Origin of the sequence: Hyphomonas sp. (assembly GCF_040882205.1) — a bacterium.
Classification (GTDB): domain Bacteria; phylum Pseudomonadota; class Alphaproteobacteria; order Caulobacterales; family Hyphomonadaceae; genus Hyphomonas.
On sequence record NZ_JBBEBT010000319.1, the window covers coordinates 1 to 12,286 of the forward strand.

11 protein-coding genes are annotated in these 12,286 nt (G+C 62.0%); all 11 read left to right on the plus strand.

Annotated features, from left to right (window positions below; all coding sequences use genetic code 11):
• On the plus strand, nucleotides 1-697 hold a 697-nt coding region (locus WEA77_RS13605; RefSeq protein ID WP_368068422.1), incomplete at its 5' end, for an FtsX-like permease family protein.
• Nucleotides 694-1,383 (plus strand): ABC transporter ATP-binding protein, encoded by a 690-nt coding sequence (locus tag WEA77_RS13610; protein ID WP_368068423.1) that lies wholly within the window; start codon nucleotides 694-696, stop codon nucleotides 1,381-1,383. The genes WEA77_RS13605 and WEA77_RS13610, both read left to right, overlap by 4 nt.
• Before the next feature lie 78 nt (nucleotides 1,384-1,461).
• Nucleotides 1,462-4,884, plus strand: a complete 3,423-nt coding sequence (gene dnaE / locus WEA77_RS13615) for a DNA polymerase III subunit alpha (protein WP_368068424.1) — start codon at nucleotides 1,462-1,464, stop codon at nucleotides 4,882-4,884.
• Nucleotides 4,885-5,030: 146 nt separating this feature from the next.
• Complete coding sequence (gene rpsB / locus WEA77_RS13620; protein WP_368068425.1) at nucleotides 5,031-5,819, plus strand: 30S ribosomal protein S2; 789 nt, start codon at nucleotides 5,031-5,033, stop codon at nucleotides 5,817-5,819.
• A gap of 42 nt (nucleotides 5,820-5,861) precedes the next feature.
• Nucleotides 5,862-6,767 (plus strand): translation elongation factor Ts, encoded by a 906-nt coding sequence (gene tsf / locus WEA77_RS13625; RefSeq protein ID WP_368068426.1) that lies wholly within the window; start codon nucleotides 5,862-5,864, stop codon nucleotides 6,765-6,767.
• A 105-nt stretch (nucleotides 6,768-6,872) separates the two neighbouring features.
• Nucleotides 6,873-7,628 carry a UMP kinase gene (gene pyrH, locus WEA77_RS13630; RefSeq protein ID WP_368068431.1) on the plus strand — a complete coding sequence of 252 codons (756 nt, stop codon included), beginning with the start codon at nucleotides 6,873-6,875 and terminating at the stop codon, nucleotides 7,626-7,628.
• Nucleotides 7,625-8,179 carry a ribosome recycling factor gene (frr, locus tag WEA77_RS13635; RefSeq protein WP_368068427.1) on the plus strand — a complete coding sequence of 185 codons (555 nt, stop codon included), beginning with the start codon at nucleotides 7,625-7,627 and terminating at the stop codon, nucleotides 8,177-8,179. The genes pyrH and frr overlap by 4 nt, the downstream gene beginning before the upstream one ends.
• The gene (locus tag WEA77_RS13640) at nucleotides 8,179-8,937 is read left to right on the plus strand and encodes an isoprenyl transferase (RefSeq protein WP_368068428.1); all 759 of its coding nucleotides are present in this window, start codon (nucleotides 8,179-8,181) and stop codon (nucleotides 8,935-8,937) included. Before frr ends, WEA77_RS13640 begins: the two co-directional genes overlap by 1 nt.
• On the plus strand, nucleotides 8,937-9,755 hold the full coding sequence (locus WEA77_RS13645; RefSeq protein WP_368068429.1) for a phosphatidate cytidylyltransferase: 819 nt from the start codon (nucleotides 8,937-8,939) through the stop codon (nucleotides 9,753-9,755). The genes WEA77_RS13640 and WEA77_RS13645 overlap by 1 nt, the downstream gene beginning before the upstream one ends.
• A 3-nt stretch (nucleotides 9,756-9,758) precedes the next feature.
• Nucleotides 9,759-10,973 (plus strand): 1-deoxy-D-xylulose-5-phosphate reductoisomerase, encoded by a 1,215-nt coding sequence (gene dxr / locus WEA77_RS13650; protein ID WP_368068430.1) that lies wholly within the window; start codon nucleotides 9,759-9,761, stop codon nucleotides 10,971-10,973.
• Nucleotides 10,970-12,127: an RIP metalloprotease gene (locus tag WEA77_RS13655; protein WP_368068432.1), complete on the plus strand. Its 1,158-nt coding sequence runs from the start codon at nucleotides 10,970-10,972 to the stop codon at nucleotides 12,125-12,127. Before dxr ends, WEA77_RS13655 begins: the two co-directional genes overlap by 4 nt.
• Nucleotides 12,128-12,286 lie beyond the last annotated feature (159 nt).

The window sequence follows — 12,286 nt, forward strand, 5'->3', positions numbered from 1 at the left end:
TAAGTCCTACATAGTGGGCGACATCTTCCGTACCGGGAGCGCCCAGCTCGACAATGTCTATTTGTTCATGCCGATGGAACAAGCGCAGATCCTGTTCCAGTCGAAAGGCCGCTACCAGTATCTTGATATCCGCGTGAAGAACCCCGACGCCACCGAAGGCGTTATGCAGGATATCTCGGATGCGACAGGCTACAGCCTCCTGCTGCGTGACTGGCAGACCAAGAACCGGACCTATCTCGGCGCGCTGCGGACTGAGCGGGTAATGGTGCGCCTGCTGGTGACGATCATCATGATGATCGCGACGCTGAATATCATCGTCGGTGTTGTTATGCTGGTGAAGAACAAGACACGCGACATCGCGATCCTGCGTACAATCGGCCTCAGCCGGGCAGGGGTGCTGCGCGTATTTCTTATGGTGGGCACTGCGCTCGGCTCAGCTGGCGCCGTGCTGGGGATGTTCGTAGGTATACTGTTCATCCTGAACATCGGGCCCATCGAAGCGCTGATCAATCTCGCTATCGACGGGGAAGTTTTCCCAGCGGAGCAGTACGGCCTCGATCATCTGCCGGCCATCCTCGACTGGAATGAAGTGTTCAGCACCGGCGCCTATGCGCTGTTCATGTCGATGTTCGTCTCGATGATCCCTGCGATCTGGGCCTCGTCCCAGGACCCGGTTAAAGCCCTGAGGTTCGAATGACCGCCGCGCCCGTCCTCGAACTCAGAGCAATTGTTCGCACATACAAGACGAGCGCGGGGGATCTGCCGGTCCTTCGCGGCACGGACTTGCGTATTGCGCCGGGCGAACTTGTCGGCCTTGTAGGGCCGTCCGGTTCGGGTAAGTCCACGCTGCTGCACACGGCCGGGCTGCTAGAGCGGCCGGAAGCCGGGGATGTGCTGCTGGACGGCGCCGATTGTCTGAAGCTGAACGAAGATGGCCGTACAGCCATCCGCCGCAAGAAGATCGGTTTCGTCTATCAGTTCCACCATCTGCTGCCTGAGTTCAATGCGGTCGACAATGTAGCGATGCCGCTGATGATCGCTGGCAAGAGCCGCAAGGATGCGCGCGCCAAGGCGTCGTCGCTACTGGAGGAAATGGGGCTTTTCGGGCGCCTTTTCCACCAGCCGGCCCAGCTGTCGGGCGGGGAACAGCAGCGCGTCGCCATTGCCCGGGCGCTGGCCAATGATCCACGCCTCGTGATTGCGGATGAACCGACCGGTAACCTCGACCAGGCCACGACGGAACGCGTCTTCGCCACGCTGATCAAGATGGTCCGGGAGGAAGGCGCGGGTGTGCTTGTCGCAACCCATAACCTCGCCTTGACCCGTCACATGGACCGCATCCTGACGCTCAAGGACGGCAAGCTGGTGGACTATACCGAGTAAGACCCTGTGGAAGACCGTCAAAGCCCATTGGTGTTTTTGGCGATTCGGTGAGAGTCTCGCCCGGACGAGGTAATCACTATGGACAAGCCGCTTTTCATACCGCTCGCGATCCGCTCCAGCTATTCGCTGCTCGAGAGCATGATTACGCCGTCGGATATTGCAGATTGGTGCAAGAGCAACGGTGTGCCGGCCGCTGCCGTCACGGATCGCAACAACCTGTTCGGTGCGCTGGAGCTTTCGACAAAGCTCGCCGATTGCGGAATCCAGCCGATCATGGCCTGCTGTTTCGATGTCACGGACGGCACGCCGCGCGCGGAGCCTTCGCGCATCTCGCTCTATGCCCAGAACGAGGCGGGATATCAGCGGCTGATGTTCCTGTCGTCGCGGGCCTTCCTTGATGCTCCGGACGGCGTGCCGAAGCTGCACAAACGGTTATTGCTGGAAGAGACGGGCGGGCTGATCGTGCTCACCGGCGGCGCCGAGGGCGACGTGGCGCGCCACATCCAGAAAGGCCGGATCGCAGACGCGCGGACGGAGCTGTCAACCCTCGCCGCCGCTTATCCGGGGCGCTGCTATGTCGAGATCACGCGGCACGGCATGCCGGGCGAACTGAAAAGCGAGCCCGGCTTGCTGGAGCTGGCTTATGACCTGGGTCTGCCAATCGTCGCGGCGCACGATGCCCGGTTCATAAAGCCGGATGATGCGACCGCGCACGATGCGCTGATGTGCATCGCGAATGGTGAATACCTCGGGCAGAGCGACCGCAAGAGGGTTGCGCCGTCCCAATACCTTAAGTCGCCTGACGCCATGCACGCCCTGTTCGCGGACCTGCCCGAAGCGATTGCTTCGACGGTCGAGATTGCACATCGCTGCGCAGTGCGCGCCGAGACGCGCAATCCGATCCTCCCAAGCTTCACGCAGGGCGGGCGTTCCGAACCCGAAGAACTGCGCCTGCAGGCGAGGGAAGGGCTGGAGATGCGCCTGAGAGAAGCGGACCGGCTGTATACCGACCGGGATGCATATTTCGAACGGCTTGATTTCGAGCTCGGCGTCATCGAACGGATGGGATTTCCAGGCTACTTCCTGATCGTTTCGGATTTCATAAAGTGGGCAAAGGCCAACGGTATTCCGGTGGGACCGGGACGGGGCTCCGGCGCGGGGTCGCTTGTCGCCTGGTCGCTGCTGATCACTGACCTCGATCCGATCCGTTTCGACCTGCTGTTCGAGCGTTTCCTGAACCCTGAGCGCGTTTCAATGCCGGACTTCGACGTGGACTTCTGCCAGGAACGGCGCGGCGAAGTGATCCGCTATGTGCGCGACAAGTACGGCGCCGACAGCGTGGCGATGATCATCACATTCGGTACCTTGCAGGCAAAGGCCGTGGTGCGCGATGTTGGCCGCGTGATGCAGATGCCCTATGGCCAGGTGGACCGGCTGGCTAAACTCATCCCGTTCAATCCGGCCAAGCCGCCAACACTGGACGAGGCCATCGCGGGCGAACCGAAGTTTGACGACGAGATTGCTGCAGATGCGCGCGTCGGCGAGTTGATCGAGATCGCACGGGCACTGGAAGGGCTTTACCGCAACGCCGGCACGCATGCCGCCGGTGTGGTCATCGCGGACCGGCCGCTCGTCAACCTCGTCCCGCTCTACAATGACCCGCGCGCGGAACTTCCCGCGTCGCAGTTCAACATGAAATATGCCGAAATGGCCGGGCTCGTGAAGTTCGACTTCCTGGGCCTGAAGACGCTGACGGTGATCGACCGCGCCATGAAGTTCATCGCTTCGGGCAATATGGAACTGGGCGCCGCCTGGCGCAGCCTTGATGATGCGGCGACTTATGAGCTGATGGCGAGCGGCGAGACGCTCGGTGTGTTTCAGCTTGAAGGCGCCGGCATGCGCGACACACTGCGACGCGTGCGCCCAAACGATATCGAGGACGTGATCGCCATCATCTCGCTCTACCGGCCGGGCCCGATGGAGAACATTCCGGTCTATGTTCAGGGCAAGGAGGATCCGACTTCCGTCCGCTACCAGCACCCGGACCTGAAACCGGTGCTCGAAGCGACCTATGGCGTGCCCGTCTACCAGGAACAGGTCATGCGGATGGCGCAGGAAGTCGCCGGCTATTCGCTCGGCGAAGCTGACCTGCTGCGCCGCGCCATGGGAAAGAAGAAGCGCGAGGAGATGATTGCGCAGCGCGAGCGCTTCGTCGAAGGCGCGGCTCAGACGAAAGGCATGAAGGAAAATCTCGCCAACGAGATTTTCGACACGATGGAGAAGTTTGCGGGTTACGGCTTCAACAAGTCACACGCTGCCGCCTATGCCCTCATCGGCTACCAGACCGCTTACCTGAAATGCCACTTTCCGGTGGAGTTCCTCGCGGCTTCGATGAGCCTCGATATAGGCAACACCGACAAGCTGGCGGCCTTCTTCCAGGAGGCAAAGCGTCTGCGCATTCCGGTGCTCGCGCCTGACATAAATTCTTCTGCGGCAGACTTCGATGTGCGCCGCGGCGCCATCGTCTATGCCCTCGGCGCGCTTAAAGGTGTGGGCGTTGAAGCGATGCGCCATGTGGTGGCCGTGCGTTCGGAGAGCGGTGAATTCCGCGATCTTTATGATTTCGCCGAGCGCATTGATCCTCGCCAGGTCAACAAGAAGGCGTTCGAGTCTCTGGCCCGGGCCGGCGTGCTCGATACTCTGGAAGTCAACCGCGCGAAGGTTCTGGAGTCCGCCGGCGTGCTCTCCCAGCATGCGGCCAGCTCCGCGGGGGATCGCCAAGGCGGGCAAGGCGGCCTGTTTGCGGAAGCCGAGCCGGCGTTGAGGCCGCCGCTGCCGTCGCCGCGGCCGTGGACGGCGCAGCAGAAGCTGGACGAGGAATTCCGGTCCATCGGCTTCTACTTCTCCGGCCACCCGCTGGATGATGTCCTCGTTTCAGTGGACCGGGACCGGATCACGCTGATCATGGAAATCGAGGATCGCGCAGGGGAGGGGCGTCCCCTCGAGATGATCGCGATCGTGCGCGCCCGCAATGACCGAACGGGCCGGAATGGTAGCAAGTTCTCCTTCCTGACCGTGTCGGACCCCACAGGTGAGCGGGATGTGACGGTCTACAGCGACGCCCTGCTGCAGTACGGCGATCTGCTGAAGCCGGGAAAGGCCATCGCCCTGACGGTTTCAGTGAAACAGACCGGTGAAGAGACCCGGCTGATCGTTGAGCGGGTGGTCGAGCTTGAATCGGCGCGCCTGTCGAAACCCTCCGGACAGCTGCTGGTGCGGCTCTCGACGGGCGCAAATCCGGCGGAGCTCGCCAGTGTGGTGCAGCGGCTGGAGGGGCTGAACGACCCTGACCGGGGCTCGATCCTGCTGGAAGTGCCACTCGAAGACGGCCGCCTGGTAACCGTAAAGCTCCCCCAGACCTACACGATAAGCCTCAAGGCCCAGCGGGCCCTGAAGGAAATCCCGGGGGTGGAGCGGGTGGTGCCGCGCCGGGCCGCCTGAGGCTGTAAACACAGCGGTTTGCGCTTGCTCCGGTCGCCGGAAGCTGTATAGGAACACTCGTCGAAACCATGTCGCGGGTGCATCCGGTGCGACGGGGTCAAACCCGTAGTTCCACCCTGCGACGGCCAACCGGATGGAGAAAATCTATGGCCCTACCTGACTTCTCGATGCGTCAGTTGCTTGAAGCTGGCGTTCACTTCGGTCACCAGACCCACCGCTGGAACCCGCGCATGAAGCCGTTTATCTACGGCGAGCGTTCCGGCATCCACATCATGGACCTGTCGCACACGGTGCCGTCCCTGCACCAGGCGCTCGTTTTTGTGCGCGATACCGTCGCCAAGGGCGGCCGCATCCTGTTCGTCGGCACCAAGCGCCAGGCGCAGGATCCAGTGGCAGAAGCAGCCCAGCGCTGCGCACAATATTATATGAATCACCGTTGGCTCGGTGGCACGCTGACCAACTGGTCGACGGTGTCCAACTCGATCAAGCAACTGCGCGAACTGACAGCCATGTTCGACGCCGGTGGCGGGTCGGGCCTCACCAAGAAAGAACTGCTCGACCTGCAGCGCCGCCGCGAAAAGCTGCAGCGCGCACTCGGCGGTATCGCTGACATGGGCGGCCTGCCGGCTGCCATCATCGTCATCGACACAAACAAGGAAGCCATCGCTGTCCAGGAAGCCCGCAAGCTGGGTATTCCGGTTGTGGCCGTGCTGGATACCAACTGCGACCCGAAAGATGCTGATTTCGGCTTCCCGGGCAACGACGATGCGGCCCGGGCCATCTCGCTGTACTGCAACCTGTTTGCAGACGCTGTCCTCGATGGCCTCGCTGAATCAACCGCCGGCCTTGGCGTTGATCTCGGCGCGCTGTCGGATGTCGCCACTATGGCGGACGCGGACGTGCAGGTTGCAGGCGAAGCGGCTTCCGAGGCCTGATACGGCGCTCCGGCGCAACAATTCAAATGAAGGATCAAGGCTATGGCTGAGATTACAGCGGTACTCGTAAAGCAACTGCGCGAGAAAACCGGCGCAGGCATGATGGATGCCAAGAAGGCTCTCGTTGAAAACGACGGCGATGAAGCCGCCGCCATCGAATGGCTGCGGGCGAAGGGCCTGTCGAAGGCTGCCAAGAAATCCGGCCGTGCGGCGGCTGAGGGCCTCGTGGCCGTCAGGATTTCAGCAGATGGCAAGTCGGGCGCGATCGTCGAGCTCAACTCGGAAACGGACTTCGTGTCCCGCAACGAGGGCTTCCAGAAAGCCCTCGAAGGCATCGTTAACGTTGCGCTCTCGACGGACGGAAATGTGGCTGCGGTTTCGGGCGCCGCATCGCCGGATGGCGAAGGCACGGTTGAAGAGATGGTCAAGCGCATGATCGCCACGATCGGCGAGAACATGACGCTGCGTCGCGCGGCGAAGCTCACGTCGTCGGGCCGCGTGGCCTGCTATGTCCACAATGCGGCTGCGCCCGGTATGGGCAAGGTTGGCGTGCTTGTGGCTCTCGAAGGCGCGGGCGACCTGGATGATGCCGGCCGCAAGGTCGCGATGCACATCGCGGCAACCTCGCCTGCGGCTGCGACGACGGCTGAACTCGATCCGGCGCTTATCGAATCAGAAAAGCGCGTCCTCACCGAGCAGGCCCGCGAGAGCGGCAAACCTGACGCCGTCATCGAGAAGATGATCGTCGGCCGGATGCAGAAATTCTACAAGGAAGTGGTCCTTGTCGAGCAGCCCTTCATCATGGACCCCGACAAGACGGTCGGCGAATTCCTCAAGGCGCAGGGCGCAACGCTGAAGGCATTCGTGCACTTCAAGCTCGGCGAAGGCGTTGAAAAGGAAGAGACTGACTTCGCAGCGGAAGTCGCGTCGATGACAAAAGGCTCCTGATCAGGCTTGCCTTTCTCCCCGTGAGGGGCTTTGAACAGTCCCGGCTGGCGGTGTCGCACAGCCGGGATTTTTTTGGTTCACAATTGGGAATGATCGGTGAAGTCGATGCCGGCAACTGAGCCTGAAAACAGCCCGCTGAAGTACCGGCGCGTGCTGCTGAAGCTTTCCGGCGAGGCCCTCATGGGCCCGGGACAGTTCGGGATCGATATTCCGACGTGCATCCACTTCGCACAGGCGATCGCCAATGCGCGGACGGCGGGCGCTGAAATCTGCCTCGTGATTGGCGGCGGCAACATCTTCCGGGGTGTGGCCGGGGCCGCCAAGGGCATGGAACGGGCGCAAGCCGATTCCATGGGTATGCTGGCGACAGTTATGAATGCGCTGGCGATGCAGAGCGTTCTGGAAGGCATTGGCGTGCCGACGCGCGTCCAATCCGCGCTCAGTATGGACGCCGTATGCGAGCCCTACATCCGGCGCCGAGCGCAGCGGCATATGGAAAAGGGGCGCGTCGTGATCTTCGCGGCGGGCATCGGGAACCCGTTCTTCACGACTGACACGGGCGCCGCCCTGCGCGCGATCGAAATGAACTGCGATGCGCTGCTCAAGGGTACGCAGGTCGACGGTGTCTACACGGCAGATCCGAAACTCGATTCCACTGCAACGCGCTACAACACCGTCGCCTATGATGAACTGCTGATCAAGAACCTGCGGGTCATGGATCCGTCGGCGGTCAGCCTGATGCGCGACAACAATATCCCGATCGTCGTCTTCTCCCTCAAAGAAGAAGGATCCCTTCTGAACGTATTGCATGGCCGGGGGACTTCCACGACGATCTCGAAAAAAGGAGGATCCAGCGAATGACCTACAGCAAGCAGGATATCGAACGGCGGATGGAGGGCGCTTTGGCGTCTCTCGCCACAGAGTTCTCAGGCCTTCGGACGGGCCGCGCCTCGGTCAATCTTCTGGATTCCATCACGGTGCCGGCCTATGGCGGCGTCTCGCCTCTGAGCCAGGTCGCCTCGGTGACCGTCACGGATACGCGGATGCTGTCGGTCAACGTATGGGACAAGACGGTCGTCGGCGATGTCGACCGCGCCATCCGCGAATCGGGCCTCGGGCTCAATCCCATCATGGATGGGCAGACATTGCGCCTGCCGATTCCTGCGCTGAACGAAGAGCGCCGGGTCGAACTGACCAAGATTGCCGGCAAGTATGCCGAAGCTGCCCGCGTGGCGGTTCGCAACGTTCGCCGGGATGGCATGGACGCGCTCAAGAAGATGGAGAAAGCAGGCGAACTCGGCGAAGATCGCGCAAGGGCCCTGTCAGAAGAAGTTCAGAAACTGACCGACACATTCGTCCAGCGCGTTGATGAAATGGTGAAGGCCAAAGAAGCAGAGATCATGCAGGTGTAATGGCCCGCACCGGGACATCCCCTGAACCTTCCCAGTCTGGCGGAGAACCACCAGCGCCGCAGCATGTTGCTATCATAATGGATGGCAATGGCCGCTGGGCCAAAGCGCGCGGATTGCCGCGTGCAGCAGGGCACGAGCGCGGTGTGGAAGCCCTCCGGCGCACAGTCGAAGCGGCCGGCGACCTGGGGATCTGCTACCTGACGGTCTTCTCCTTCTCCACGGAAAACTGGCGCCGCCCGGCAGCGGAAGTAAACACCCTGTTCGCGTTGCTGAAGGCCTATGTGCAGCGAGACCTGGCACGCCTGAAGGAGGACGGTGTAAGGGTGCGCGTGATCGGCCAGCGTGCGGGCCTGCCGCCGGATATCGCCGAACTGGTTGACCGGGCAGAGAGAGAAACGGCCGCCAACAGCAAGTTCCACCTGACGATTGCCTTCAACTACGGCTCACGCAACGAAATCCTCCGCGCGGCAACTGCATACGCGCGCGCCCTTGCGGCGGGCGAGGTGACCGCAGATCTGACCGACGAGGCGTTTGAAGCCTATCTTGATACGCGCGACCTGCCGGATCCCGATCTGCTGATCCGCACGAGCGGTGAGTACCGCATCAGTAATTTCCTGCTCTGGCAGGCTGCATATGCTGAACTCCTGTTCGTGGACGTGCAGTGGCCGGACTTTAACCGCGACCATCTCGAAAGCGCCATTTCAAGGTATCATGAGCGGGAGCGCCGGTTCGGCGCAGTTGCCCCTGGAGCGACCTGATGGGCGATTGGACGCCGCCGGATAAGCGGTTCTCCGAGTTACCCCGACGCCTGCTGACCGCCCTTATTCTCATTCCCGTCGCGCTGTTTGCCGTCTGGATGGGTTCATGGTGGCTGGCAGCAGGGTGCGCGGCGTTCTGCTCGGTGATGATGCTGGAATGGTGCCGGATGAGCGCCACGCCGCAGGAGCGACTTCTGGCAGCGCTCGCGGCCCTGTTCGGTCTCAGCCTTGCGCTCAACCGGGACGCCGTCAGCTGGGCCCTCCTGGCCGCCGCCCTCGTGCTCGCGGTCGCTGCGTCGCAGCGCAAGCTCCAGGCCCAAATCACCGGCGGGTTCGGGGTCATCTACGTGTTTGCGATGGTCTTCGGCTTTTACACACTTCGGGAAGGCCCCTGGGAGGGACGCCTTGCGGCGCTCTACTTCATGTCGTTCGTCTGGGCTTCGGACGCGGCGGCCTATTTCTTTGGCCGGATGATCCGGGGGCCGCTGTTGCTGCCCAGGGAGAGCCCCAACAAGACCTGGAGCGGCGCTGTTTCGGCGGTCATCGCCTGCGCTGGCTGCGGTTACCTTGCGGCCGGCTGGCAGGATGCCGCGATCCTGCCATGGATGGTCGCTGGCATGCTCATTTCCATGACTGCGCAAGCCGGCGACCTGTTCGAAAGCGGCCTCAAGCGCCGGTTCAGGGTGAAGGATTCCGGCACCATCCTCCCGGGGCATGGCGGGCTGCTTGACCGCGTGGACGGGTTGGGCGCGGTCAGCATCTCCGCCACGTTGACATTTCTGAGTGTTCCGATCTTGCCGCGCCTGCTAGGCCTTTGACCCATGTCAGTTTCTCGCCGTGTTTCTATCTTTGGGTCCACAGGGTCAGTCGGCCAATCGGCGGTTGACGTCATTCGACATGCCAACCGGGAAGGGCGGCGGTTTGAAGTTGCGGCCATCGCTTCTGGTCAGAATGCTGCCGCGCTTGCCGCGCAAGCCATTGAACTGAAGCCGGAAATCGCAGTCATCGCGGACGAGGCCAGGCTGCCCGAGCTGCGGGACCGGCTGGCCGGCAGCGGTATTGACTGCGCCGCAGGCGAGGCCGCGATGGTCGAAGCCGCAACCCGGCCCTGTGATCGTTTTCTCGCCGCCATCGTTGGCGCGGCTGGCCTGCGCTCCACAATGGCAGCCGTGAACGCCGGAAACCATCTCGCGCTCGCGAACAAGGAAAGTCTTGTCTGCGCAGGGACCATCCTGATCGAGGCGGCGGAGCGGGCCGGGGTGTCGATCCTGCCAGTCGATTCCGAGCACAGCGCTATCTTCCAGTGCCTCGGTGATGGCCGCGCGCTCGAGAAGCTCACCCTCACCGCTTCCGGCGGTCCGTTTCGACTTACACCGCTGGATGAAATGGCGCGGGCAACGCCCGCCCAGGCGGCAGCCCACCCCAAGTGGAGCATGGGCGTCAAGATTTCCATCGACAGCGCGACCCTGATGAACAAGGCGCTCGAGCTGATCGAGGCAGCGATCCTCTTCAAGATCGGCGCTGAACGCATTGATGTGCTCGTCCACCCACAGTCGATTGTGCACGGCATGGCGCACTTTGCGGACGGTTCGGTCATCGCTCAGCTGGGCGCCCCGGACATGCGCACCCCCATCTCGCTCGCTCTCGGCTGGCCGGACCGTATCGAGACCACTGTCGACCGACTGGACCTGGCGCAGATAGGGCAGCTGGACTTTGGCCCGGTGGACACCAGCCGCTTCCAGTCCATCGAGCTGGCACGCCATGCCTTCAGCCTCGGTCCGGCGGGGCCGGTGATCTTAAATTCTGCTAATGAATCAGCGGTTTCGGCGTTCGTCGGGGGTAAATGTGGCTTTCTGGACATCGGATGGGCTGTGGAAGCCGCACTGGAGCGCTTTTCATCCTCGGAATTCGCCTCTACCAAGTGCACCACACTGGAAGAGGTGGCTTTCCTGGACCAGTTCGGGCGCCGCCTTGCCGGGGAAGTGTTGAAGCAAGCCCCAAGCCGGGCAGGAGGATTGTCAGCTTGGAAGGCGTGATTACCCAGGGACCTCTGTTTATCGTCTGCCTGGTGTTCCTGATGGGCATAGTGATCGTGGTTCACGAGCTTGGCCATTACCTGGCAGGACGCTGGTTTGGCGTCGCGGTAGAATCCTTTTCGGTCGGCTTCGGCAAGGCGATGTTCGAGCGCCGTGACCGCAACGGTACGCGCTGGCGTATAAACTGGATTCCCCTTGGCGGTTTCGTTGCCTTTATCGACAAGCAGACCGCTGACGCGGGCGCCGGGGACCCTGACGCGCCTAAAGGTGTTCCGTTTGACGAGGTAGGCCCGCTCAAGAAGATTGTGATCAGCCTGGCGGGCCCGATTGCGAATTTCGTGCTCGCGGCGGTGATTTTCTCGCTTTCGATCGGTGTCCACGGGATCGTGGTCCAGTCGATCAAGGTTGCGTCCACAATACCGGGAATGCCGGCCGAACGCGCCGGCGTTCTCGCGAATGACCAGATCCTCGCCGTTAACGGTAAGGCGATCCGCAACTCCAGCGACGTCACGGTCGGGATTATGCTGAGCGCGAATACGCCGCTTGACCTCTTGCTGAACCGGGACGGCAGCGAACTTACGGTTACTGTTACGCCGCAGGAAGTCGTTCGGGAGAACGATTTCGGCCAGATGGTGGCGCAGAGCACCCTCGGTATCCAAATGTATCCCTCTGAGACCTTTGACCGGCTCCGCTATGGCCCGGCCGAATCAGTTGTCGCCGGTGTGCAGGAAACGGGCGCCACAATCGAACGGACCGTGATCCTGTTAAAGCGGATCGTAACCGGGAACATGTCGTTTCATACACTTTCCGGCCCGGTCGGGGTGGCGGATGTCTCCCGGCGGGTGGTCAATACCGTCATGGACCGGCCCGAGATCCCGCTGATGGCGCGTCTGGATCACCTTTTCTGGGTGCTCCTCAGTCTGTGTGCAGCGATCTCCGTAGGGGTCGGATTCTTCAACCTGTTGCCACTGCCAGTGCTGGATGGCGGGCGAGTTGTGTTTCATGCATACGAGGCATTGATAGGCTCAAAAATGCCAGGTCAGGTAGAGGCAATGGCGCTGCGTGTGGGAGTGTTCGTGTTGGTGGCGATGGTGATCGTGATCACTTGGGGGGACATTCTCGAGACCGGCGTTTTCGGACGGGGAAGCAGCTGACGCAGGTCAGCTCCAGGAACGAAAGTGTATTCGAGAATGCGTAAATTCCTCGCAGCGACAGTTCTCGCTACCAGCGCCCTGGCGCTCGGTGCGGGCGGACAGCTCCAGCTTGCTCATGGTCAGGAAGACGCCCGATATAGCGGCACGATCCGTTCCATC